The 23,927-nt window shown below is 72.7% G+C and carries 24 protein-coding genes; 17 read left to right on the forward strand and 7 right to left on the reverse strand.

Annotated features, from left to right (window positions below; all coding sequences use genetic code 11):
* Positions 1 to 29: 29 nt before the first annotated feature.
* Positions 30 to 860, reverse strand: a complete 831-nt coding sequence (locus tag AB0J55_RS28955) for a peptidoglycan-binding protein (protein ID WP_364255166.1) — start codon at positions 858 to 860, stop codon at positions 30 to 32.
* Positions 861 to 1,274: 414 nt separating this feature from the next.
* Between AB0J55_RS28955 and AB0J55_RS28960 the strand changes: the two genes are divergently transcribed.
* The 5 genes from AB0J55_RS28960 (at position 1,275) to AB0J55_RS28980 (ending at position 3,771) form a co-directional block, all read left to right on the forward strand.
* Entirely contained in the window at positions 1,275 to 2,324 is a 1,050-nt protein-coding gene (locus AB0J55_RS28960) for a C40 family peptidase (protein ID WP_364255169.1), read from the forward strand.
* A gap of 61 nt (positions 2,325 to 2,385) precedes the next feature.
* Positions 2,386 to 2,808, forward strand: coding sequence for a hypothetical protein (locus AB0J55_RS28965; RefSeq protein ID WP_364255172.1), 423 nt, complete (start codon positions 2,386 to 2,388; stop codon positions 2,806 to 2,808).
* A gap of 81 nt (positions 2,809 to 2,889) precedes the next feature.
* Entirely contained in the window at positions 2,890 to 3,090 is a 201-nt protein-coding gene (locus tag AB0J55_RS28970) for a DUF3072 domain-containing protein (protein WP_310971519.1), read from the forward strand.
* A 214-nt stretch (positions 3,091 to 3,304) separates the two neighbouring features.
* Positions 3,305 to 3,583, forward strand: a complete 279-nt coding sequence (locus AB0J55_RS28975; RefSeq protein ID WP_364255175.1) for a hypothetical protein — start codon at positions 3,305 to 3,307, stop codon at positions 3,581 to 3,583.
* A gap of 11 nt (positions 3,584 to 3,594) precedes the next feature.
* Positions 3,595 to 3,771, forward strand: a complete 177-nt coding sequence (locus tag AB0J55_RS28980; protein WP_364255178.1) for a hypothetical protein — start codon at positions 3,595 to 3,597, stop codon at positions 3,769 to 3,771.
* A gap of 4 nt (positions 3,772 to 3,775) precedes the next feature.
* On the opposite strand, the gene rho is transcribed toward AB0J55_RS28980, so the two are convergent.
* Complete coding sequence (rho, locus tag AB0J55_RS28985) at positions 3,776 to 4,837, reverse strand: transcription termination factor Rho (protein ID WP_364255181.1); 1,062 nt, start codon at positions 4,835 to 4,837, stop codon at positions 3,776 to 3,778.
* A 247-nt stretch (positions 4,838 to 5,084) separates the two neighbouring features.
* Here rho and AB0J55_RS28990 point away from each other — a divergent pair, with 247 nt between their 5' ends.
* Positions 5,085 to 5,606 carry an ATP-binding protein gene (locus AB0J55_RS28990; RefSeq protein WP_364255184.1) on the forward strand — a complete coding sequence of 174 codons (522 nt, stop codon included), beginning with the start codon at positions 5,085 to 5,087 and terminating at the stop codon, positions 5,604 to 5,606.
* 342 nt (positions 5,607 to 5,948) lie between these two features.
* Here the strand turns inward: AB0J55_RS28990 and AB0J55_RS28995 are convergent, their stop codons facing one another.
* Together AB0J55_RS28995 and AB0J55_RS29000 are read right to left on the reverse strand one after the other, a co-directional pair.
* On the reverse strand, positions 5,949 to 6,161 hold the full coding sequence (locus AB0J55_RS28995; protein WP_364255187.1) for a hypothetical protein: 213 nt from the start codon (positions 6,159 to 6,161) through the stop codon (positions 5,949 to 5,951).
* A 54-nt stretch (positions 6,162 to 6,215) separates the two neighbouring features.
* Positions 6,216 to 8,438 carry a PHB depolymerase family esterase gene (locus AB0J55_RS29000; protein WP_364255190.1) on the reverse strand — a complete coding sequence of 741 codons (2,223 nt, stop codon included), beginning with the start codon at positions 8,436 to 8,438 and terminating at the stop codon, positions 6,216 to 6,218.
* A 148-nt stretch (positions 8,439 to 8,586) separates the two neighbouring features.
* On the opposite strand from AB0J55_RS29000, the gene AB0J55_RS29005 reads away from it, so the two are divergent.
* The 4 genes from AB0J55_RS29005 to AB0J55_RS29020 are packed head-to-tail and all read left to right on the forward strand — an operon-like array spanning position 8,587 to position 12,640.
* Entirely contained in the window at positions 8,587 to 10,158 is a 1,572-nt protein-coding gene (locus AB0J55_RS29005) for an alkaline phosphatase D family protein (RefSeq protein ID WP_364255193.1), read from the forward strand.
* Between the two features lie 54 nt (positions 10,159 to 10,212).
* The gene (locus tag AB0J55_RS29010) at positions 10,213 to 11,034 is read left to right on the forward strand and encodes a helix-turn-helix transcriptional regulator (protein ID WP_364255196.1); all 822 of its coding nucleotides are present in this window, start codon (positions 10,213 to 10,215) and stop codon (positions 11,032 to 11,034) included.
* A 38-nt stretch (positions 11,035 to 11,072) separates the two neighbouring features.
* Positions 11,073 to 11,924 carry an oxidoreductase gene (locus AB0J55_RS29015; RefSeq protein WP_364255199.1) on the forward strand — a complete coding sequence of 284 codons (852 nt, stop codon included), beginning with the start codon at positions 11,073 to 11,075 and terminating at the stop codon, positions 11,922 to 11,924.
* Entirely contained in the window at positions 11,921 to 12,640 is a 720-nt protein-coding gene (locus AB0J55_RS29020) for an SDR family oxidoreductase (protein ID WP_364255202.1), read from the forward strand. Before AB0J55_RS29015 ends, AB0J55_RS29020 begins: the two co-directional genes overlap by 4 nt.
* A gap of 4 nt (positions 12,641 to 12,644) precedes the next feature.
* Here the strand turns inward: AB0J55_RS29020 and AB0J55_RS29025 are convergent, their stop codons facing one another.
* Positions 12,645 to 13,508, reverse strand: coding sequence for an NAD(P)H-hydrate dehydratase (locus tag AB0J55_RS29025; RefSeq protein WP_364255205.1), 864 nt, complete (start codon positions 13,506 to 13,508; stop codon positions 12,645 to 12,647).
* Positions 13,486 to 14,205 (reverse strand): histidine phosphatase family protein, encoded by a 720-nt coding sequence (locus tag AB0J55_RS29030; protein WP_364255208.1) that lies wholly within the window; start codon positions 14,203 to 14,205, stop codon positions 13,486 to 13,488. Before AB0J55_RS29030 ends, AB0J55_RS29025 begins: the two co-directional genes overlap by 23 nt.
* Positions 14,206 to 14,287: 82 nt before the next feature.
* On the opposite strand from AB0J55_RS29030, the gene AB0J55_RS29035 reads away from it, so the two are divergent.
* Complete coding sequence (locus tag AB0J55_RS29035; protein WP_364255211.1) at positions 14,288 to 15,511, forward strand: GAF domain-containing SpoIIE family protein phosphatase; 1,224 nt, start codon at positions 14,288 to 14,290, stop codon at positions 15,509 to 15,511.
* A 19-nt stretch (positions 15,512 to 15,530) separates the two neighbouring features.
* Here the strand turns inward: AB0J55_RS29035 and AB0J55_RS29040 are convergent, their stop codons facing one another.
* Positions 15,531 to 15,914, reverse strand: a complete 384-nt coding sequence (locus AB0J55_RS29040; RefSeq protein ID WP_364255214.1) for an STAS domain-containing protein — start codon at positions 15,912 to 15,914, stop codon at positions 15,531 to 15,533.
* 168 nt (positions 15,915 to 16,082) lie between these two features.
* Here AB0J55_RS29040 and AB0J55_RS29045 point away from each other — a divergent pair, with 168 nt between their 5' ends.
* From AB0J55_RS29045 to AB0J55_RS29070, 6 genes are all read left to right on the forward strand, one after another.
* Positions 16,083 to 16,463, forward strand: a complete 381-nt coding sequence (locus AB0J55_RS29045) for an STAS domain-containing protein (protein WP_364255217.1) — start codon at positions 16,083 to 16,085, stop codon at positions 16,461 to 16,463.
* A complete protein-coding gene (locus AB0J55_RS29050) occupies positions 16,463 to 18,043 on the forward strand; it encodes a GAF domain-containing SpoIIE family protein phosphatase (RefSeq protein ID WP_364255220.1) in 1,581 nt (526 codons plus the stop codon). Before AB0J55_RS29045 ends, AB0J55_RS29050 begins: the two co-directional genes overlap by 1 nt.
* Positions 18,040 to 18,471, forward strand: coding sequence for an ATP-binding protein (locus AB0J55_RS29055; protein ID WP_364255223.1), 432 nt, complete (start codon positions 18,040 to 18,042; stop codon positions 18,469 to 18,471). The genes AB0J55_RS29050 and AB0J55_RS29055 overlap by 4 nt, the downstream gene beginning before the upstream one ends.
* Before the next feature lie 87 nt (positions 18,472 to 18,558).
* The gene (locus AB0J55_RS29060) at positions 18,559 to 22,638 is read left to right on the forward strand and encodes a SpoIIE family protein phosphatase (RefSeq protein WP_364255226.1); all 4,080 of its coding nucleotides are present in this window, start codon (positions 18,559 to 18,561) and stop codon (positions 22,636 to 22,638) included.
* The gene (locus AB0J55_RS29065) at positions 22,635 to 22,937 is read left to right on the forward strand and encodes an STAS domain-containing protein (RefSeq protein WP_364255229.1); all 303 of its coding nucleotides are present in this window, start codon (positions 22,635 to 22,637) and stop codon (positions 22,935 to 22,937) included. The genes AB0J55_RS29060 and AB0J55_RS29065 overlap by 4 nt, the downstream gene beginning before the upstream one ends.
* A 255-nt stretch (positions 22,938 to 23,192) precedes the next feature.
* A complete protein-coding gene (locus tag AB0J55_RS29070) occupies positions 23,193 to 23,927 on the forward strand; it encodes a GAF and ANTAR domain-containing protein (protein WP_364255232.1) in 735 nt (244 codons plus the stop codon).

A 23,927-nucleotide genomic window follows, 5' to 3' on the forward strand; every position in this document is an offset into this window, starting at 1 on the left:
TGCCACCACGGCCGGGCGCGCGCCCGGCATCAGCCGCGCTGGTACTCCTCCCACGTCACCTTCGCGACCTGCGGGCCGTCGTCGGCGCCGCGGCCGGCCAGGCCGTTCATGCCCAGGTAGTAGTCGCCGGTCTGGTGCTGGGCCCCCGAGGACAGGTCCGGGTCGGAGATGGCCATGGCGTGGATGTGGTACTCGAAACCCTGCGCCGGCGTGCGGTACCAGGCCGCGAACCCGACGTTGCGCAGCGCCTTCAGCAGGTTGGTGCGGTTGGTCGAGGACATGCCGGACACCGAGATGTCCATCGCGCCGCCGCCGTCGTGCGTCCCGGCCGAGGCGTCGACGCCACCGGGGTTGTACGAACCCTGCGTCAGGGTGACCTGGAAGCCCACTTTTCCTTCCGCCGCAACGAGCATCGCCTTGGTGCGGGTGTTGAGGGTCTTGCCGTGGTAGGTCACCTGGCTGCCGGCGGAAACCGCGTTGGTGACCGTGTACCGGCCTTCGCCCAGCTTCTCCAGCGACGTCTTGCCCGGCAGGCCGGACGCGTCGAGTCCGCTGTAGCCCAGGGACTTCTGGTACTGCGAGTACGCCGAGATCGTGGTGGTGCCGAAGTACCCGTCGACGTACTGGCTGTCGAGCAGCCCCTTCGCCTGCAACGCCTGCTCGACGAGCAGCACGCTGTCGTGGGCACCCGGGGTCTGGGTGTCGTCGGCGCGGCGCGGGTCGATCTGGGCCGCCTTCAGCACGGCCTCCATATTGGCCGTGGGCAGCGCCGTCGTGGCCGCGGTCTCGGCCTGGGCCGGTGCGGCCACGGCGAACGTCGCGGCGGTGAGCGCCGTGAGCACGGCGGCCTTCGTGAACATCTTCCTCGTCCTCCATGGATCGGAATCGGTGTGGCCGGGAGCATCACCGAACCGGATACAAGGGACGTACAAACTGGATTCACGCACCTTATTCGGCCGTGACGGCATGTAATTCCAGCCACAACAAGTCAGGGTTCCTCCTGGTCCAGGCGTGTGATCGAGCGTCACAGAGAGTTTCGACCGCCCCCCTCTGGACGCTGCCGTGCTCGTTTCGTAACCTGTTCGAGATCTCGCGGCCCCCGGTCGTCCCCCCGACGGCGACGCGAGATCGCCGCCGATACCCCCTGTCGGGTACCGGACCCCACCGCGGGCTCTTCCTGTTGCGGTCGAGCGCGCCCCGGGGACGGGCGAGGCCCCCGACTCGCCGTCCCGGTACCCGCCGGCGGCCGATCAGCAAAGGAGACCCGCGCGAGAATGCGTTCGCATCCCGTCAAGCGCGTGGTGTCAGGTGCCCTCGCCGCGGCCTCGGTGATCACCGTCGTCACCATGGCCCAGCCGGCCACCGCCGCCCCCGTCCCCGTCCTCCAGGCCCCGCCCACCGGGTCGGACGCCCTCGCCAGGTACCGCGATCTCGCAGCACAGGCGGAAAAGCTCAACGAAGACCTGCTGCGCGCGCAGGACGACCTGACCGCCAAGCAGGGCCAGCTCGACAAGGCCGACGCCGACCTGACCGCCGCGAAGAACGCCGGTGCCCAGGCGATCGACGCGAAGCGGAAGTACCAGTCCGAAGTGGACAAGTTCGCCGGCGCGTCGTTCACCGGCGGCGTCCAGATGAACAAGCTGTCGGCGCTGCTGGCCGGAACGTCCACTCAGGAGTTCCTGGACCGGTCGGCGGCGCTCGAGGTGATCGCGACCGACAAGAACGCCGCGATGGACAACCTCACCGGAGCCGCGGACAAGGCCACGGCGGCGGAGAAGGCGGCGGCCGACGCGGCGAATCGGGCGCAGGACGCGCGCGACGCGGCGGCGAAGCTGGCGGCGGACATCGAGGGCAAGAAGAAGAACCTCCAGGCGCAGATCGACCAGATCGAGGCGCAGAGCCGGAACCTCAGCAGCGCGGACAAGGCCGCGCAGAAGGACACCGGCGGCGCGGCACCGAACGTCAAGGCGCCCACCGCGGCCGCACAGGCCGCGGTCAACGCGGCGCTGAGCAAGCTCGGCAGCGCCTACGTCTGGGGCGCCACCGGGCCGAGCACGTTCGACTGCTCGGGCCTCATGCAGTGGGCGTACAAGCAGGCGGGCATCAGCCTGCCGCGGACGTCCTCGGCGCAGGCCGGCTTCGGCACCCCGGTGTCGCGGGACCAGCTGCAGCCGGGCGACCTGGTCGCCTACTACTCCCCCGTGTCCCACATCGGCATGTACATCGGCGACGGCAAGATGGTGCACGCGCCGACGAGCGGCGACGTCGTCAAGATCTCGCCCCTGCTGAGCCAGTACGCGGGAGCCACGCGGCCCACGGCGTGAGGTCCGGCCGGTGCCCCGTTCCGCGAGGTGTAGAAATCGCGGAACGGGGCACTTTCCGCGCATGGACGAGAACCCTGACGCCGCCACCGTCGAAGCCGTCGGCAAGGTCACCGAGGCGCTCGAGACGATCGAGCGCGCCCGCGGGCACCTGTACTCGTTCCACCAGCTGACCGGGAGCGCGGACCTGGCCCTCGGCGACGCCGTGGAACAGCTCGAGAAGGCCGGCCACGGCGACTGGGCGCGGCGCATCTCCGAGGAGCTGATCGGGCTCAACGTGTTACCCGATCGGTGGACGTTCCAGGTCGTCGAGGAGTACGACGACGGGTACTACAAGGCCTGCCGCGACCTTGAGCGTGAGCTGCTCACGTCGTTGACGGGAGGCCGCCGCCACCTGCACGAACAGCAGATGAAGGACGACCGCCGCACCCACGGCCGCCCGGGCCACGAGGCAGGCGTCCCGAGCACACCCCCGGCCGGCTCGTGAGCGGCGGATGTCGGACCCCTGCGCTAGAGTCGGTCGCAGGCGAACAGATGTTCGATTCCTCGATGCTCGATGGGAGTGGTGATGACTGACCAGGTGGAACCGAACCCGGAGAAGGACCCGAGCGACTGGACCACCGGCGACGAGCCGATGACCGGGCCGCAGAAGTCGTACCTGCAGACCCTGGCGCAGGAAGCCGGCGAGGAGGTGCCGGAAGGTCTGACGAAGGCGGAGGCGTCCGAGCGGATCGACGCGCTGCAGAAGGCGACGGGCCGGGGGACCTGAGGGTTTGCCGCGGTGGGGGTTGCGGGTGGCTGGCCGGGTGAAGCCGGTCCGGGCGGGCGCGCCGGAGCCAGGCCGGGGCCGGAGGCGCGCAGGTGCGCAACCGGGCAAGTCCGGCGCCCGGTGAGCCGTCCCTGTGCCCGACGCCACGGCTTGTCGCCCGCCCGTTCGGGGTAGTCGGCGGGCAGATGGCCGACTCCCCGAAGGAGGACATCCCGTGTACCTGACCGTGCTGCTCGTCACCCTCGCCGGGCTGCTTGTTCTCGGCGCCACCGCCGTGCGGGAACTGCCGAAACCGTATCCGCTCACCGCGAAGCGCACCCTCGCCGTGGCCTGGGTCGTGGCTGCCGGTGGGTTCGGCTGGTGGGTGGCGGCTCCCGGGGCCGGTGCGCTCGTCGTGATCGTCGTCGGGTTCGGGTTTCTCGTCGCCACCCTGAACCGGGGGCCCGAACGGCCGTCCTACCCGCAGGCCACCCCCTACCAGCCGCCTCGATGAAAGGAGCCGGGATGTCGCAGCCGGACGAACAGCAGCCCGAGATCGCGCGCCCCGGGACTCCGGATCCCGGGCGGGCCGAGGATGATCTTTATCGTCCCGGCCAGGGCGAACCCCCGGCCGGTGTCGAGGATGCCGAGGGCGCCGGGCAGCAGGTGATCGGCGAACTGCGGGAGCGTCGCCGCAGCTGACCGTTCAAGCCGCGTCAGGCAGGGCCGCGCCCGTCACGCGGAGGAGGAACTCGGCGTTGGAACCGGTCTTGCGGAGCTGGTCCAGCAGCTGCTCGATCGCGTGCGGCCCCGGCAACGCCCGCCGGACCTCCCGCATCGCGGCGAGCTCGCCCGGGGTCACCAGCAGTTCTTCCCGCCGGGTGCCGGAGGCGGCCACGTCGACCGCCGGGAAGACGCGGCGCTCGGCCGTTTTGCGGTCCAGCTTGAGTTCGGCGTTGCCGGTGCTCTTCAGCTCCTCGAAGAACACCGTATCGGCCAGGGACCCCGTCTCCACCAGGGCCGACGCGATGATCGTGAGGGACCCGCCGCCCTCGACGTTCCGGGCGGCGCCGACGATCCGCTTCATCGGCTGCAACGCGGCCGCGTCGACGCCGCCGGAGAGCGTGCGGCCGGACGGGCGCGTCGAAAGGTTGTACGCGCGGCCGAGGCGGGTCAGCGAGTCGAGCAGGAGGACGACGTCTTCGCCCTTCTCCACCAAGCGTTTCGCGCGCTCGACGGTGAGTTCCGCCACCGCGACGTGCTCGGCGGGCGGACGGTCGAAGGTGGACGCGATCACCTCGCCGCGCACCGTCCGGCGCAGCTCGGTGACCTCCTCGGGCCGTTCGTCGGCCAGCAGGACCAACAGCCGGCAGTCCGGGTGGTTGACCGACAGGCCGTGGCCGATTTCGCTCAGCACCGTGGTTTTCCCGGCTTTCGGCGGCGAAACGACCAGGGCGCGCTGGCCCCGGCCGAGCGGGGTGACGAGGTCGATGACGCGGGGCAGCAGCCGCGCCGGCGTGGTTTCGAGCAGCAGCCGGCGGTCCGGGTGCACCGGGACGAGGTCGGCGAAACGGGGCCGGGGTTCGGCCGGGTCGGTGCCGTTGACGCTGGTGATCTGCTCGGTGGTGCCGGTGATTTCGTCGCCCGGCCGCAGATCGTGCCGGCGGACGAGGGCGAGCGGGATGGCGACGTCGTCGGGCGCCGCCCGGTAGCCCGGCCGGACGTAGGGGGTCTTGCCGGACAGGTCGAGGATTCCGTGGAAGGACATGGGTGTCTCCAGATGAGGTGATCGGCCCGCGCGAAGACGGCGTGACCGTGAGTGAAGGAAAGAGGCCGAGCGGCCTGGATCCGGGGAGCTGCCTCCGGGCGGCCGAGGGGCCGGCATCCGCGAGGAGCGCCTCCACTGTAGCGAGCCATCTCACGAAGCACAACGGGTAAGACTCCGTGGCGGTGGGTAGTCCACAGGAGAAGCCCGCCGAAACGGGGGAACCGCGGCTGACCGATGGGAGCTGATCGTGTATCGACATACCCCGGAAACTGGCGTCGATACGGGCGACAAGACCGACGCCGACCAAGCCGGGACCACGGCACCCGAGCGCGTCGCCGCCGGACCCGTGGTCGCCTCGACCTTCGAAGAGCTGGCGCCCGCCCTGCCCAACGAGATGGCCGGTCTGCGCCGCAAGCTGATCCACTGGCTGAACGAGCTCCCGCTCGACCCGGACAGCAAGCACGACATCACCTTGGCGACGTACGAAGCCCTGGCGAACGTGGCGGCCCACGCCTACCCGGACGGCCACGGCTGGGCCCGCCTCCAGGCCGGCCGGGCCGGCGACGCGATCACCGTCACGGTGACGGACACGGGCTGCGGAATCCCGGCCACCCGCCCCCGCCCGGCGGCGCTGCGCACCTCGGGCGGCCGCGGCCTGCTGCTGATCGACCAGGTGACGGACCAGTCCGACGTCGACAGCAGCACCAAGGGAACAACGGTCCGCATGACCTGGCGCCCGGCAGCACTCCGGGAAGCCACCCCGGCCTGAGGAAGGGCTACCCGCCGGCTCACGAAGAAGCGGCCGGCGGGCATCGAGCCCCACGCGGGCGAACGAACGGCCCTTGTCGTCCGGCTCACACCGGCAGGGCAAAGACCACAAGCGACAGACAACAAGGGTGAATGCCCAGCGACTCGGGCAATGCGGGCTGCCCCACCGGCGGATCGTGCAGGAGCAAGCCCACCGAGCTCACGCAGATACGCCAGCCCTCGCCGCCGGCCTACCTGGCCCGGCAACCCTGCCACTTCTTCCGGCAAACCCCTGTCGCACCCAGGTGGCCGCGCCCCACCCTCACGGGCGCGGCCACCTCACCACCCCACCGTCCTCTCCCCCTCAAGCCACCTCGGCCAACCGCACCAACCGGTTCCGCGGGTACGAAACCAGCTCCCTCTCCTCGTCCGTGGTGAAGATCTCGACGGAATCTTCCACCAACTCCGCCGAATTCACCTGCAGCTGCCACGCGGGCAGCCCCGGCGCCGGCTCGTGCCAGAACCACTGGCCCTTGGTGAGCTGGTGCGCCGGGACCGTCGCGTCGTCCGTTTTCATGTGCCGAGGCTATCCGTCACCACCGACAGTTTCCGCACGGCCTCGCCACCGCGGCTACCCCACCGCGCAGGTCACCGTCGGCGGGGTCAGGTTCCCGCCGTGCTGGACCGTGAAGCCGATGACGTTGCCGCTTCCGTTGGGCCGCGCCGTCAGCACGTAGCCCGTGCTGTCCCACGTTCCCGTGTAGTTCCAGCTGCCGATCACCTTCTGCGGTGCGTGGAACGTGATCGTGAGAACCCAGGTGTTCGTCCCCGTCACCGTCACCTGGCCGTTGAAGCCCACGTTCCACTCCGCCGTCTTGAGGTAGGCGGCCGAACAGGGCGACGACGTCGGAGTCGTGGTCGGAGTGGTGGTGCCGCCGTCCGGGGGTGCGCCGCCGTTCAGCGCGTCCAGCACCGCCGTGTACGCCTCCTTCTTCTGGCCGTTCCCGTCGAACAGCAACGGCGTTGCCGACGCCCGCCACGAGTCCGTGTCACGGATGCCCCACGTCGTCATGCCGGTGCAGCGGGCGACCGCCATGCACGCCTGCGTCACCGTGCGGTAGTTGTTCGCCTGGGCCGTTCCCGAGCCCTCGACGTCCAGTTCGGTGATCTGCACGTCCACGCCGAGGTCGGCGAAGTTCTGCAGCGTCGTGCGGTAGTTCGACGGCACCGGGCTGTTGCTGTTGAAATGGGACTGGAAGCCGACGCAGTCGATCGGGACGCCGCGGGCCTTGAAGTCCTGCACCATGCGGTACACCGCCTGGGTCTTCGCCTGGTTCCAGTCGTCGGTGTTGTAGTCGTTGTAGCAGAGCTTCGCGTCCGGGTCGGCCGAACGTGCGGCGCGGAACGCCGCCTCGATCCAGTCGTCGCCCGTGCGCTGCAGGTTCGAGTCGCGCCGGGCCCCCGATCCGCCGTCGGCGAACGCCTCGTTCACCACGTCCCACGCGTAGATCTTGCCCCGGTAGTGGGACGCCACCTGCGTGATGTGGTTGAGCATCGCCTGCCGCAGCGCCGAACCCTCCATGCTCTGCATCCAGCCCGGCTGCTGCGCGTACCAGGCCAGCGTGTGCCCGCGCATCCGGGCACCCTGGCTCGCCGCCTGGCTCACGATCCGGTCCGCGTTGGCGTAGGAGAACTGGCCCTGCGACGGCTCGGTCGCGTCGATCTTCATCTCGTTCTCCGGCGTGATCATGGAGAACTCGCGGCTCAGGATGCCGGTGTAGACGCTGTCGGACAGCTTGCTCGCCGACACCGCCGTGCCGAAGTACCGCCCGGTCCGGGCCGCCGCGCTGCCGAGCGTGGTTCCCGCCGGCGGCGTGGACGACGTGGTCGTGGTGGGCGTGGTCGGCGTCGTCGTGGCCGGGCCACCGCTGTTCAGGCCGAGGAACGCGATCGCGTACGCCACCATCCCGTTCTGCGGCAACGCATGGCCGGCGCCCTGGACGCTGATGCCCTCGACCGGCGCTTGCACGCCGGTGCCGCCGTAGCGGGTGCGCGTCCAGCCGGACTGCGGGGCGTCACTCGACGACGGTGTCTGGCTCACCCCCTGCAGGTTGGTCCACTGCTTGATCTCCTCCCCGAAGTTCGGGTAGCGCAGCGTGTCGTCGGCGGTGCCGTGCCACAGCTGCATCCGCGGGTACGGGCCGCTGCGCCCGCCGCTCATCTGCCGCGCCTGGTCGCCCCACTGCTGCGCGGTCTTGATGATCTGGCCGTTCGCGCACTGGCTGTTCCAGCCGGACCCGTCCGTGGTGCCGAAACAGCCCGCGGGCACGCCCATGAACGCCGAGCCGGCCGCGAACACGTCCGGGTACTCCGCGGCGAGCACGTTCGTCATCATCGCGCCCGAGGAGAACCCGGTGACGTACACGCGGGACGAGTCGACGTTGTAGCGCTGCTTGGCCCAGTTGACCATCGACAGGATGCCGACCGGGTCGCTGCCGCCGCCGCGGGTCAGGGCCTGCGGCGAAGAGACGTCGAAGCACTGCCCGCTGCGCGTGGCTTCCGGGAACACGATGACGTACCCGTACTGGTCGGCCGCGGTGACGTAGTCGCGGGCGTAGCCGTTGAACACTGCCGACGCCGAACCGGTGCAGTAGTGGATCGCCACCAGCAGCGCGGGGCGCGCGGCGACCCGGTCCGGGACGTAGGTGTACATGTTGAGGTTGCTGGGATTGCTGCCGAAGTCGGTGACCCGGGTCAGCGCGGCCGCGGACGCCGGCTGCGCCGCCACGACCAGCACGATCGCGGCGGCGATCGCCAGCACGGCGGCGGAGAGGGCCGTGAGGAGTCTTCGCACGGGAGGAAATCCTTTCCGGGAAAGGGAGAGGAACTGCGATGATGGTTCGTCCCCGGTTCCGGCCGGTCAACGATTATCGCGATGTTTCGCCACCTTCCGAACGGCTCACCGCCCGGCCGCGAGGCCGGGGGTCTGGCAGGATTCCGGGATGACCGAGCTGCTGCTGGGCCCGCTGCTGCGGCACGTGAACGCCGATTCGGCGACGATCTGGGTGGAGACCGCCGGTCCCTGCGAAGTCGCCGTCGCCGGCGCGGCCGCCCGGACGTTCGAGGTCGCCGGCCACCACTACGCCCTCGTCGTGCTGACCGGCCTCGAGCCGGGGCGCAGCACGCCGTACGAAGTCCGCCTCGACGGCACCCTGGTCTGGCCGGAGCCGGACAGCCCGCTGCCGCCGAGCCGGATCCGGACGCTCGAGCCCGGCGATCCGCGGTTCCGGCTGGTCTTCGGGTCCTGCCGCAAGCCACGGGAGCAGGACGCGCTGGGCCCGGACGCGCTCGCCGCGTACGCCCACCGGATGGCCGGGCTCGACGAAACCGCATGGCCGGAATCGCTGCTCCTGCTCGGCGACCAGGTCTACGCCGACGAGACCACCGACGCGACGCAGGACTGGCTCGCCACCCGGCGCGACACGAAGAAACCGCCCGGCAACGAGGTCGCCGACTTCGAGGAGTACTGCCACCTGTACGCCGAAGCCTGGTGCGACCCGGCGGTGCGCTGGCTGCTCTCCACCGTGCCGACGTCGATGATCTTCGACGACCACGACGTCCGCGACGACTGGAACACCTCCCACGCCTGGCGCGAGCAGATGGCCCGGACGCCCTGGTGGCGGGAGCGGATCCGCGGCGCGCTGGTCTCGTACTGGGTGTACCAGCACCTCGGCAACCTCGGGCCCGGCGAGCTCGCCGAAGACGACCTCTACCAGCGGGTGAGCCGGTCCGGCGAGGACAACGCCGAGCTGCTGCGCGAGTTCGCCGACCGCGCCGACCGGGAGGCGGACGGCGCCAAGGGCACCCGGTGGTCCTACCGGCGCGACTTCGGGCCGGTCCGGCTGCTGGTCGTCGACTCGCGGGCGGGCCGGATCCTGGCCGGCGGGCAGCGGGCGATGATCGGCGACGAGGAGTTCCGCTGGATCGAGGAGCAGGCGTCCGGCCCGTTCGACCACCTGCTGATCGGCACGTCGCTGCCGTGGCTGCTGCCCACCGCCCTGTCGGCCGCCCAGTCGGTGAACGAGCGGCTCTGCGCCCGGCCCGGGGTCGTCGGGAAGGCCGGGGAATGGGTGCGTCAGCTGCTGGACCTGGAGCACTGGCCGGCGTTCCGGACGTCGTTCGAACGGCTGGCGAAGCTGGTCGCCCGGGTCGCCGACGACGGACCGGCCTCGGTCAACGTGCTTTCCGGCGACGTGCACCACGCCTACGTCGCGCAGGCCGAGTTCCCCGGCGGCACCACCGCGCCGGTCCACCAGCTGACCTGCTCACCGGTGCACAACACCGTGCCGTGGTTCATGACCCGGCTGTTCCGTGCCGGCTGGTCGCGGCGGTTGACGCGGGTGAGCGAGTGGCTGGCGCGCCGCACCGGGGTCCCGCCCGCGCCGCTGTCGTGGCACTGCGTGTCCGGGCCGCACTTCGGGAACGCGGTGATGGAGCTGGACGTCGACGGGCGCACGGCCACGGCGAAGCTGGTGCGGCCGGAGGAGGACGGCGAGCCGATCCGGCTGGCCTGAGGGTGGGTGTGCCGCGGCCACCCTCCGGCACGTGATCCGGGTTAGCCTCGGATCATGGCCGCGGAAAACTCGCTCGGGGAGTTCCTCCGGGCCCGCCGTGAACAGGTGGGCCCGGAGGAGCTCGGCCTGCCCGCGGGCGGGCCGCGCCGGGTCGCGGGGCTGCGCCGCGAAGAGGTGGCGGTCCTGGCCGGGGTGAGCACCGACTACTACGTCCGGCTGGAGCAGGGCCGCGAGCGGAACCCGTCGGCGCAGGTCGTCGACGCGCTCGCCCGCGGGCTGGCGCTGGACGAGGAGGCGACGGCCCACCTGCACCGGCTCGCCCAGCCGGTGCCCCCGCGCCGCCGGCGCGCCCGGCGGCCGGAGCGGGTCAGCCCGAACCTGCTGCGCCTGATGGACGGCTGGCCGGACACGCCCGCCCTGGTCCTCGGCCCCTGCCTCGAGGTGCTCGCGCACAACGCGCTGGGCGAGGCGTTGTTCGCCGGGCACACCCACAGCGGTGACCTGGTCCGCCTGGTGTTCCTCGACCCGGACGCCCGCGAGTTCTACCCGGACTGGGAGCGCGTGGCGGTCAACACGGTCGGCGGTCTCCGCGTGGCCGCCGGGATCGACCCGGACGACCCGCGGCTGATCGAGACGGTCGGCGAGCTGTCGGTGAAGAGCGCGGACTTCCGCCGGTTGTGGGCGCGCCACGACATCCGGCAGAAGACGCGGGAGACCAAGCGGTTCCGGCACCGGCTGGTCGGCGAGCTGGAGCTGAGTTACGAGGCGCTGACCGTGAACAGCGCGCCCGGCCAGCAGCTGATCGTCTACCAGGCCGAGCCGGGAAGCCCGTCGGAAGCGGCGCTGGCGCTGCTGGGCAGCCTCGCCGCGTCCTGAAATCCCCTTTCCTTCCACAATGGACGGAGTAGTTCGTCATGCCCGAAAACGCTGTCTGGTTCATCACCGGCTGCTCCAGCGGCCTCGGCCGCGCGCTGGCCGAAGCCGTGCTCGGCCGCGGCCTGCGCGCGGTCGTCACCGCCCGCGATCCGGGGCGGGTGGCCGACCTCGTCGCCGCCCACGGCGACCGCGCGCTGGCGCTGCCGCTCGACGTCACCGACCACGCCCAGGTCGTCGACGCCGTCAAGCGCGCCGAAGCCGCGTTCGGCCGGATCGACGTCCTGGTCGGCAACGCCGGCTACGGCTACCTCGCCGCGGTCGAAGAGGGCGAGGACGAGGAGATCCGGAAACTGTTCGACACCAACGTGTTCGGCCTCGCCGACGTCACCCGGGCCGTGCTGCCGGGTATGCGGGCCCGCCGCAGCGGGCACGTCGTCACCGTGTCGTCCCTCGGCGGCTTGGCCGCCTTCGGCGCCACCGGCTACTACCACGCGACGAAGTTCGCCGTCGAAGGGCTGTCGGAGTCCCTGGCCGCGGAGGTGGCGCCGCTGGGCATCAAGGTGACCATCGTCGAGCCCGCCGCCTTCCGCACCGGCTGGTCCGGTCCCTCGATGCGGCAGTCGGCGATCCGCATCGACGACTACGCCGAAACCGCGGGCGCACGCCGTGAAGCGACCCTCGCGACCTACGGCCACCAGCCGGGCGACCCGGCGCGCGCCGCCGAAGCGATCATCGCCGCGGTCGGCAGCGAGGAACCGCCGCTGCGCCTGCTCCTCGGCCGGGCCGCCTACGACATCGCCACCGCCCGGCTGGACACCCTTCGCTCCACTTTCGACGCCTGGCGCGAGACCACCCTCGGCGCCGACTACCCCCAGGAGGAAACCCCGTGAAGACCGTCCTCATCACCGGCGCCAGCAGCGGCATCGGCCGCGCCACCGCGCTGCGGCTGGCCCGCGAAGGCCACCACGTCGTGCTCGGCGCCCGGCGTGAAGACCGGCTGACCGCGCTGGCCAAGGAAATCCACGACGCCGGGGGCACCGCCGACGTCCACCGCCTCGATGTCACCGACCGCGCGGACGTCGCCGCGTTCGCCGACGCCGCCGTCGAAGCCCACGGGCGGATCGACGTCTTCGTCGCCAACGCCGGCGTGATGCCGTTGTCCCGCCTGGATTCCCTGCACGTCGACGAGTGGGACCGGATGATCGACGTCAACGTCCGCGGCCTGCTCCACGGGATCGCCGCGGCCCTGCCGCACTTCCGCCGTCAGGGCGGCGGGCACTTCGTGACGATCGCCTCCACCGGCGCGCACGAGGTGGTCCCGACGGCCGCGGTCTACTGCGGAACCAAGTACGCGGCCCGGGCGATCACCGAGGGCCTGCGCCGGGAAGCCGAGCCCGGCATCCGCGTGACGACGGTCTCCCCCGGCGTCACCGAGTCCGAACTGGCCGACACGATCACCGAACCGGGCGCGCAGGAGGCGATGCGGGCCTACCGCGCGGTCACCCTGCCGGCGGACGCCATCGCCGGAGCCATCGCGTACGCGCTCGCGCAGCCGGACGACGTGGACGTCAACGAGATCATCGTGCGGCCGACCGCGCAGCGCTAGCGGTTCAGCGTTCCAGTTCGGCGATGACCCGCGGGATCTCGGCCACCAGCTCGCGCGCCAGCAGGCCGGTGCTGCCGGTGTCCGGGATCAGCCGCTGGCCGGCCACCGCGTGGACGTGCGTCGCCCAGCAGGCCGCCTGGTCGACGGCCGCGCCGCGGGCGAGGAAGCCGCCCGTCAGGCCGGCCAGGACGTCGCCGCTGCCCGACGTCGCCAGCCCGACGTGGCCGCTGCCGTCGCGCCAGGTGCGGCCGTCCGGTGCCGCGACCACGCCCATCAGCAGGACCACACCGCCGTAGCGGCCGGCGATCCGGACCGCCGTCTCCAGGTCGTCGACGTCCTTCTCCTCGCAGCCGTCGAGGTAAGCGGCCTCGACGCGGTTCGGGGTGAGAAGCAGCCGGCCGGCCAGGGGTTCCGCGAGCGAGGGGTCCCGGCTCAGCGCCCCGAGCGCGAACGCGTCGAGCACCACCTTCGCGTCCGGGGCGATGGCCGGGACCAGTCGCCGCAGCAGCTCTTCGGTCTCCGAAACGCCGGTGAGGCCGGGGCCGGCCACGACGGTGCCGGCGTCGGGCAGCACGTCGGCCAGCCGGTCCACCGCGTCCGCGGCGATCGCGCCGGAAGCGGTTTCCGGCAGCCCGAAGACCGACGACTCGGGCACCGAGACGCCGATCGGCGTCGCGTGCCGGTCGGCGACCGCCAGCTGCAGGGTGCCGGCCCCAGCGCGCAGGGCGGCGGTCCCGGACAGCGCCGGTGCGCCCGGCACCGTCCGGGCGCCGCCGACGACGAGCACGGTTCCGCGGTCTTCGGCGCCGATCCGCCAGTCCCGCAACAGGGCGGGGCTGACCGGCTCAGGAGAGCTGCTGCGCGGCATCGTCGTCCGCCGTCGGCGGGGTGTCGGTGGCGTGCAGGTGGCCGACCTCCTGGGCCAGCACCATGGTGAACCCGCCGTCGTGGTCGCGTTCCCAGGCCGTCACCGACCCGTTCGGGACCTCGGTGGCGTCGGCCGCGCGCAGCAGGTCGGGTTCCGGCAGTCCTTCGAGGAGGTAGCGCAGGGCGAAGACGGTCATCTCGTGCGCGGCCAGCAGAACGCGCTTTCCCGCGTGCTCCGCGCTCAGCTCGGCGAGCAGGGACCGCAGCCGCAGCACGACGTCGGCCCAGGATTCCCCGCCCGGCGGCCGGTAGTAGAACTTGCCCAGCCGCCGCTTGCGCCGCAGCTCGTCGGGCCACCGTTCGCGGACGCCGTGGGAGGTCAGCAGGTCCAGCACACCGAGCTCGCGGTCGCGCAGCCGCTCGTCGGGCACGATCGGCACGCCGTCGGGCGCGGCCAGCCGGGCGGTGTCCCAGGCCCGGCGGTAGGTCGAGGTGACGACGAGGTCCGGCGGCCGCTCGGCCAGGAACTTCCCCGCGGCCGACGCCTGTTCCCGCCCCAGGTCGGTCAGCGGCACGTCGGCGTCGCGCTCGGCGATGTCGATCACATCCGCCCCCGCCGACTCCGCCTCTTCCCTGGCCATGTTCCCGGTGCTCTGACCGTGCCGCAGCACGCCCACCCAGTCCAAGTCGACGTTCACGCCGGCCTGGTTACCCCGCGGGACCCGCCGTCGAAACCCGGGATGGTTAGGCCCGCAAACCACCGGCGGCTAGGGTCGTTCCATGTCGCGAAGTCTCGACGCCCAGAACCGGCTGCAGCAGCTGGAGGCGATCATCGGTACTCCGGCCACGCACCTGGGGCTGGCCGAGGTGCTCGCCGGAACCCTCCAGCGCCTGCGCGAGGTCATGGCGGTCGACACCGCGACCGTGCTCCGGTACCAGGCCAGCGGCCGCCAGCTGGTGGCCTTCGCGGCGGCGGGCATCGAAGAGGAGGTCCACCAGGGCGTCCGGGTACCGGTGGGCAGCGGCTTCGCCGGCACGGTGGCGCTGCGGCGGGCGCCGGTGATCCTGGACCACGTCGACGAGACCACCGTCGTCAACTCCCTGCTCTGGGAACGCGGGCTGCACTCCATGCTCGGTGTGCCGATGATCGCCGGCAGCGAGCTCGTCGGGGTGCTGCACGTCGGTTCGGTCGCGCCGCGGCAGTTCGGCGAGGCCGACGTGGCCACCATGCAGCTGCTCGCCGAACGCCTGGCGCTGGTGATCCAGGTGGAGGCCCTGGAGGAGAACCGCACCGCCACCATGGCGCTGCAGCGCAGCCTGCTGCCGAGCACCCTGCCGGAGGTGCCCGGCCTGGCCTTCGGCGCCCGGTACGTGCCCGGCGCGGAAACCGGCCTCGGCGGCGACTGGTACGACCTGTTCACACTGCCGGGTGACCGGCTCGGCGTGGTGATGGGCGACGTCTCCGGCCACGGCCTCGACGCGGCGGTGATCATGGGACGGCTGCGCAGCGCCCTGCGCGCCTACGCCCTCGACTCCGAAAGCCCCGCCGAGGTGCTCGCCAAGCTCGACCGCAAGGCCAACCACTTCGAGCACGGGGCGATGGCCACGGTGGCCTACGGGATCATCGGGCCCGACCGCGAGGCGCTGACGCTGTCCCTCGCCGGGCACCTGCCGCCGGTGCTGGCCCTGCCCGGTGAAGCCGGCCGGCTGGTCGACGCACCCGCGGATCCCCCCATCGGGTTGACCATCGGGGTGCCGGAGCGGCGGACGACCGTCCTGGAGCTGCCGGTGGACGCGGTGCTGGCCTTCTACACCGACGGCCTGGTGGAGCGCCGGGACCGGCCGGTGGACGTCGGGATGGCGCAGCTGGCGGCGACCGTGCGCGCCGGCGAACCGGACCGGGTGTGCGCGCAGATCATGGCCGCGATGATCGGCAACCGGGCGGCCCAGGACGACGTCGCCCTGCTGGCCATCCGGCGCCGGAGCGTCCCGGCCGGCAGCTGAAGCGGCCGGGACGACAGGGTCAGGACCCGGCCAAAGCCGCTTCCCGGGTCGGGAACAGCGAAAGGCTGTCCTCGAGGCCGGTCAGCTGGATCGGGCGCAGGGTGGCCCGGCCGGACGCGACGATCCGGACCGCGGTGCCGGTGCCGGCGTTGCGGTGGATGGTCAGCAGGGCGGTCAGGCCGGGTGAAGCGAGGAACTCGACCCGGCTCAGGTCGACCACCAGCACCGGCGGCTGCCCGGCCAGTGCGGCGTCCGCGGCCTCCACGAGGGCCGGCGCGGTGGTGGTGTCCACGTCCCCGGCGACCTCGACGACGACCGCCTCCCCTTGCTCCGTTCGGGCTATCCTGAACTCCCCGAACGGCACAGCGGTGGCCGAGCTTTCAGTGTGGGTGTGCTCGGTCATGTGATTTCTCCTCGCCTTCGGCAGGACCACCGGGAGATCCGGTGGGCGCGCGTGATCACGAAGGCTGTCTGCTCAACCGCTGTCAATCATGCCTGCCCGGGCGACACGCCGCCGTGTCAGCACCCCTCCCGCTTTTCGCCACGCCTCCGAACAGGCAGGATGAGCACCATGAGCGAAAGGGACGTGACCGAGGACGCACTCGGCGACGCCGCCAGCTCCGCGGGATCGGTGGCGTTGGAAAGCCGTGACGGTGTGGCAGTCCTGCGTGTCGAGGGCGCGCTCGACCTCGCGCTCGCACCGAAACTGCGCCAACTGGCCGAACGCGCCGCCCGGCTGGGCGCCCCGCTGCTCGTCATCGACCTCACCGGTGTCACGTTCCTCGCCTCGGCGGGCATGGCCGAACTGGTCCGCGCGCACCGCGGAACCACCGCCGAGGCCGGGCTGCGGGTGGTGGCCAGCGGCCGGATCACCCTGCGCCCGCTGGAACTGACCCGGCTCGTCGACGAGCTCGCCATCTACCCGTCCCTGTCCGACGCGCTGGCGACCTGATGACCCCGCCGGGGTTCGACGCCGTGCTCGACGCGGTGCGCCGCGCCTTCGTCTCCGGTGACGGCACTCCGGCGGCCACCGAGGTCCGCCCGCTCGCGCCGGCCGAGGTGGCCGCGGTGCTCGGCGACCACGTCGCGCTCGCAGTGACCGACTCGGGCGTCCTCGCGGACCTGGTGCCGGGCCGGGAGATCACCGGCGCGATCGCGGTCGCCGCCGAGGGTGGCCGGCACGGCGCACTGGTCTATACCACTGGCGACACCGGGACACCGCCCGCGGCCGTCGCCGCCGCCATCGACGCCGCCACCGCGGACCTGGCCGGCACGGTCCGGCGGCTGCGCAGTGAAGCCGTGGTCCTCGACGCGCTGCACTCCACCGGCCGCAAGCTGACCGCCCAGCTCGACATCGACCGGATCGTCCAGGACGCGACCGACGCGGCCACGAAGGCGACCGGCGCCGGCTTCGGCGCCTTCTTCTACAACCTGGTCGACGAGTTCGGCGAGTCGTACACGCTGTACACGATTTCCGGGGTGCCGAAGGAGGCGTTCGCCCGGTTCCCGATGCCGCGCAACACCGACGTGTTCGCGCCGACCTTCGACGGCGACGGCACCGTCCGCAGCCCCGACATCACGAAGGACCCGCGGTTCGGCCGGAACGCGCCCCACCACGGGATGCCGGAAGGGCACCTGCCGGTGTGCAGCTACCTGGCCGTCTCGGTGCTCAGTCCGACCTCCGGCGAGGTGCTGGGCGGGTTCTTCTTCGGCCACCCGGAGCCGGACCGGTTCACCGCGCGCCACGAGTACCTCGCCGAGGGCATCGCCGGCTACACGGCCATCGCGCTGGACAACGCCCGGCTCTACGAACGCGAGCGCACGCTCGCCACCGAGCTGTCCCGCAGCATGCTGCCGGTCGCCCCGCCCACCCCGGGCCTCGACGTGGTCACCCGGTACCTGCCCGCGGCCACCGGCAGCAAGGTCGGCGGCGACTGGTTCGACGTCATCCGGCTGCCCTCGGGCGGCACCGCGTTCGTCATCGGCGACGTCGTCGGCCACGGCGTCACCGCCGCGACGGTGATGGGCCAGGTCCGGACGGCGATCCGCAGCTACGCCCTGCTGGAGCTGCCGCCGTCGGAAGTGCTGCGCAACGTCTCCGAGCTGATCACCGGCCTGTTCGGCGAAAGCTTCGTGACCTGCTTCTACGCGGTCCACCAGCCGTCCGACGGCACGCTGCGCTACGCGAACGCCGGTCACCTGCCGGCGATCATGGTCCGCCCGGGCGAGCCCCCCGAGCAGATCGGCGAGGCGCTGGCGCAGCCGCTGGGCGTCGGCTCGGTGTTCCCCCAGCGGACGACCGGGTTCCCGCCCGGCGCGGACCTGGTGCTCTACACCGACGGGCTGGTCGAAAGCCGCACCCGGGACCTCACCCTGGGCGTCGAATGGCTCCTGGCGGGTATCCCGGGCCTGCTGACCGCCGCCGACCTCGGCACGGCGTGGGACAAGCTCGTCGAGGAGCTGACGAGCGGACGGCACGACGACGACATCGCCCTGATCCACGTGCGCCACCGCGGAGAGGACGCCCCATGACGGATCCCCGCCCGCCGGGCGCGCCCGCTCCCCCCGCCTCGTTCCACCGGCGCACGGCCGCGGTGGCCGACCACCTGCCGGGCCTGCGCGAAGCCCTCGGCCGCTGGCTCACCGCATTGCACGTCGACGTCGAACGGCGGGAGGACATCATCCTCGCCGGCTACGAGGCGATGGCGAACACCGCCGAGCACGCCTATCCCGAAGGCGAAGCGGGCCCGGTCGACGTCCGGGCCGAAGCGCTGCCCGGACGGATCACCGTGACGGTCACCGACTACGGCACCTGGCGGCCGCCGGCGCCGACGAACGGGCTGCGCGGCCGCGGCCTGCTGCTCATCGACACCCTCGCCGACCACAGCGCCCAGGTGCACCGGGAAGACGGCACCACGGTCACCATGACGTGGCTGACCGGCGAAACCCCGCTGGACTGATACCCCGCCGCGCGGGGGGCACGCACGCCCGGCGGCTCCGCCGGGGGCCGGGTAGGCTCGGCCGGGGTCGCTTGAGCCGGGAGTGAGATGAGCGTCGGGGAAGAGGCCGGCCACCGTGCCGTGTTTCCCGGGACCAGCCGGATGGCCGCCCGGATGCGGGACTTCGACTGGACGTCGTCCCCGCTCGGGCCGCCGCGGGACTGGCCACCGAGCCTGACGACGGCCGTCCGGATCTGCCTCACCTCCCGCTTCCCGATGATCGTCTGGTGGGGACCCGAGCTGCGGTTCCTCTACAACGACGCGTACCTGCCGCTGCTGGGCACCAAGCACCCGGCGCTGGACAAGCCGGGGTCGGAGGTCTGGGCCGAGATCTGGCACATCATCGGCCCGATGCTGGACAGCGTGATGACCACCGGCGAGGCGACCTGGTCGGAGGACCTGCTGCTGCCGATGAACCGGCACGGCTACTGGGAAGAGACCTACTGGACGTATTCCTACAGCCCGGTGCACGACGACCGCGGCGCCGTGCGGGCGGTGTTCACCGCGGTCTCGGACACGACCGAGCGCGTGATCGGCGCCCGCCGGCTGGCGACGCTGCGCGAGCTCGGCGCCCAGGCCGGGGTCGCCCGCACCGTGGACGAAGCCTGCGAGCTGGTCGCCGGCGTGCTGGGCCGCGCCGAGGCCGACGTCCCCTACGCCGCGATCCACATCCGCGGCGACGACGGCGAGCTGGCGCTCGCGGCCGTCACCCCCGGCGGGGCCGGCGCGGGCGACGAGGCCGCGTGGCCGCTGAAGGACGTGCTCGCCGACGGGGTTCCGCGGACGGTGTCGGACGGGGTGTTCGGCGAACTGCCCGCGGGCAGCTGGTCGACGCCACCCGCCGAGGCGATGGTGCTGCCGCTGCCCGGGGACGCCGGCGACGCGGCCACCGGCGTCATCGTGCTGGCGGCCAGCGCCGGGCGGGCGCTCGACGAGTCCTACCGGACCTTCCTGGGGCTGGTCGCCCAGCAGACGACGGCGCTGGTCAACGGCGCGATCGCCTACCAGGTCCAGCAGCGGCGCGCCGAGGAGCTGGCCGCGCTGGACGCGGCGAAGACCACGTTCTTCGCCAACATCAGCCACGAGTTCCGGACCCCGCTCACCCTCATCCTGGGCCCCGCGGCCGAGCTGCGGGACACCCTCGGCGACGCCGGCGACCGCGTGCGGGAGGAGGTCGACGTCATCCACCGCAACGCGCTGCGGCTGGGGCGGCTGGTGAACAACCTGCTCGACTTCTCCCGGATCGAGGCGGGCCGGATGCAGGCGCGCTTCGAGCCGGTCGACCTCGGGACGTTCACCGCGGAGCTGGCGAGCGTCTTCCGCGCCGCGGTCGAGCGGGCCGGGCTGGCCTTCGAGGTCGACTGCGGCCCGCTGCGCGAGCCGGTGCACGTCGACCGCGGGATGTGGGAGAAGGTCGTCTTCAACCTGCTGTCCAACGCGGTCAAGTTCACCTTCGAGGGCGCGATCCGGGTGAGCGCCGGCCTCGAGGGCGGGCACGCCGTGGTCGCCGTGTCCGACACCGGCACCGGGATCGACGCCGCCGAGCTGCCACGCCTGTTCGAGCGGTTCCACCGGATCCCGTCGGCGCGGGCGCGGTCGAACGAGGGCAGCGGGATCGGCCTCGCGCTGGTGCGCGAGCTCGTGGGCATGCACGGCGGCCGCGTCGCCGTGGAGAGCACGCCGGGCGCCGGGACGACGTTCCGGGTCCGGATCCCGCTGGGCACCCGGCACCTGCCCGCCGAGCACGTCGTCGACGAACCCTCCCCCGGCGGCCCCACCGCGGAGACCGCGGAACCGTACGTGCAGGAGGCGCTGCGCTGGCTGCCCGACGCCGGCCAGGCCGAACGGCCCGTGCCCGCCGTGGCCGCGGGCGCCCGCGTGCTGGTCGCCGACGACAACGCCGACATGCGCGACTACCTCGTCCGGCTGCTGCGCGACGACTACGCGGTGACGGCGGTGCGCGACGGCGTCGAGGCGTTCGCCGCCGCGCGCGCCGAGCCGCCCGAGCTGATCATCAGCGACGTCATGATGCCGCGGCTGGACGGCCTCGGCCTGCTCGCCGAGCTGCGCGGCGACCCGCGCACCGCCGCGGTGCCCGTGCTGCTGCTGTCCGCGCGGGCCGGCCAGGAAGCCGCCGTCGACGGCCTGGCCGCCGGCGCCGACGACTACCTCGTGAAGCCGTTCTCCGCGCAGGAGCTGCTCGCCCGCGTCCGCACGACCGTCCAGCTGGCCCGGCTGCGGTCGCAGCACACCCGGTGGCGGGCGGCGATGATCGAGTCGCTGCAGGAGGGTTTCTTCGTCTGCGACGCCGACGGCCGGGTCGTGGAGATCAACACGGCGTTCACCGAGCTGCTCGGGTTCGGCACCGCCGGCCTGCCCTACGACCCGCCGTTCCCGTGGTGGCCGGACCCGGACACCGACCCCGCCGCCCACCGCCAGGTCGCCGACGCGTCCGAACGCGCGTGGAGCGAGCCCGCCGGCAGCCTGGTCCTGCCGATGCGGCACCAGGCCGGGCACCGGGTGTGGATCGCGATCTCCTACAACCAGCTGCACGACGACGAGGGCCGCCGCCGGGTGGTCGGCACGATCCGCGACGTCACGGCCGAGCGCTACGCCATCCAGCGCGAAAGCGCGCTCGCCTCGATGAACCAGCGGCTGGCCGGGATCAGCGGGACCCCGGAGGTCCTCCGCACGGCTTTGGAGCTGCTGCGCGAACTGTGGGCCGCGCAGCGCGTCCTCGCGGTGACCTGGCCGCGCGACGGCGAACCGGAACTCGCCTCCACCGATCCGGGCGACCGGCGCTGGGCGGACCTCGCCGCCCCGCTGCGGGCGACGCTCGACGAGGTCCGCGCCCTCCCGGCGTTGCACGCGACCCCGGCGGACGGCGGCGCGGGCACCACCCTCGACCACCCCGGCGGCCGGCTGACGCTGTGGATCGAACCGGCGCCGGGCCGCCCGCTCGGCACCGAGGACCGGACGTTGCTCTCGCTGCTGGCCGGGACGCTCGCGCACGCCCTGCGCCGCACCCACCGCGACGACCGGCAGCGGGAGGTCGCGCTCGCCCTGCAGCGTTCGATCCTCGGCCCGGCCGAGCTGCCCGACGGCTTCGCGGTGCGCTACGAGCCGGCGAACCCGCCCCTGGAAGTCGGTGGCGACTGGTACGACGTCGTCCCGCTGGCCGGCGCCCGGATCGGCATCGTCGTCGGCGACTGCGTCGGCCGGGGCCTGGCCGCGGCCGCGGTGATGGGCCAGCTGCGCAGCGCCTGCCGGGCCCTGCTGCTGGAGGCCAGCAGCCCGGCGCAGGCCCTGGCCGCGCTCGACCGGTTCGCCTGGCGGCTGCCGGGAGCGCTGTGCACCACCGTCTTCTGCGGGGTGCTCGACCCGGCGGCCGGGACGCTCACCTACAGCAGCGCCGGGCACCTGCCCGCCACCCTCGTGCACCGCGACGGCTCGGCGCAGCTGCTGGACGACGCCGGGAGCGTGCCGCTCGCCGTCCGCATCGCGGCGCCGCGTCCGGAAGCCAAGGCGGTCGTGCCGATCGGCTCCCTGCTCATGCTCTACACCGACGGGCTGGTCGAGCGCCGCCGCGAGGCACTCGACGACGGCATGGACCGGGCCACCACGGTCGCCCACGACACGCGGGACGCGGAGCTCGGCGACCTGGCGGCCACCCTGATGGACCGGCTGCGCCCGGCGGACGGCTACGAGGACGACGTCGCGGTGCTGCTCTACCGCCGGTCGGTGCCCGCGCTGGACTTCGAGTTCGCGGCGGACCCGGACCACCTCGCCTCGACCCGCCACTGGCTGCGCGCGTGGCTGGAGAACGCGGCGATCGAGCCGGACCTCACGCAGGACGTGCTCGTCGCGGCCGGCGAAGCCTGCGCCAACGCCGTCGAGCACGCCTACCTCGGCGGTGCCGGGGCGACCGCCCGCCTGACGGCCCGGCTCACCGGCGGGCACCTGGTCGTCACGGTGACCGACCGGGGCCGCTGGAAGCAGCCGCCGCCGGACAACCACGTGCTGCGCGGCCGCGGCGTGCCGATGATGGAGGCGCTGGCCGACACGGTCGCCTTCCGGCACGACGCCGCCGGGACCACCGTCACGCTGGAATGGAGGATCGGTTCGTGACGACGGGACTCACGCTGGTCAGCGGCCCGGACGACGACGGCGACCGGGTGCTGGCCGTCAGGGGCGAGATCGACATGAGCAACGCCGCGGAGTTCGGTGCGGCCCTGGACCGCGAGCTGGCGGCCGGCCCCGCGGTGACGGTGGACCTCACCGGGGTGACCTACCTCGACAGCGCGGGCGTCGCGGTGCTGTTCGACCGGGCGGGCGAAAACGACCTGCGGCTGCTCGCGCCGCGGCTGCTCGATCGCGTGCTGCGCGTGTCCGGCCTCACCCAGGTGGCGAAGGTGATGATCCGCTGAACGGTTGACCGCCGCTCCACGGGGTAAGCAGGCGGCAGCGACGGCGGGTCGGGTGGGTTGGTGCTGCCGTCCGTCGCCAGGTGACCCCGGCGCCCCAACCCACGACGTTCAGCAGTGAGCGCCGGGCCGGAGTCACCGCCCCCTCCCCGTCCCGGTGTTGCGGAAGACGCACCGGACGCGAGTAAGGTTTTGCCGTTCCGTTGAAGCAGCAGCGGTCCGGCGCCTGCCGCAGCCATCCGGGACGGAGATGATCGAGTGACCGGTGAGCCGATCCTGCCCGAGCACCTCGACGAGCTGACCGCCGCGATGGCGGACCTCACGGGCGCGCTGGAAACCGAACCCGCCGAAGCGGAAATCCTCGACGCCGTCTGCGCCGAAGCGGTCCGGGCCATCCCCGGCGCCGACATGGCGAGCATCACCGCGATCCGCGACGGCGATCCGACGACGGCGGCCTGCACGGACGAGCGTGCCGTGACGATCGACCGGGCCCAGTACGACGCGGGCGCGGGCCCCTGCCTGCAGGCCGCGGAGACCGGGAAAATCGTCCGCGTCCCGCTCGCCACGGCCGGGGCGCAGTGGCCCGCGTTCACCGCGCGTGCCGTCGAACTCGGTGTCGGCAGCTACCTCGCCGCGCCGCTGCGCGTCGACGAGCACCTTTCCGGTGCGCTCAACCTCTTCGGCTACGGCGACCACGGCTTCGCGGAGACCGACTCGCGGCTGCTGGAGCTCTACACGACGGTCGTCTCGTTCGGGCTGCGGACGACGCGGCGCTACCACCGGGCCCGGCAGCGGGCCACCGAGCTCGAGGCGGCGATGCGGTCGCGGGCGGTGATCGAGCAGGCGAAGGGCATCCTGATGGCCGTGCACCGGATCAGCGCGGACGACGCGATGAAGCTGCTGGTCACCGAATCGCAGCACACCAACGTGAAGCTCCGGGACATCGCGACCCGGTTCGTCGAAGACCTGTCCTCGGCCGAGTCACCCGGCTGA

The sequence above is a fragment of the Amycolatopsis sp. NPDC049688 genome (assembly GCF_040674975.1).
In the GTDB taxonomy this organism is placed as follows: Bacteria; Actinomycetota; Actinomycetes; order Mycobacteriales; family Pseudonocardiaceae; genus Amycolatopsis.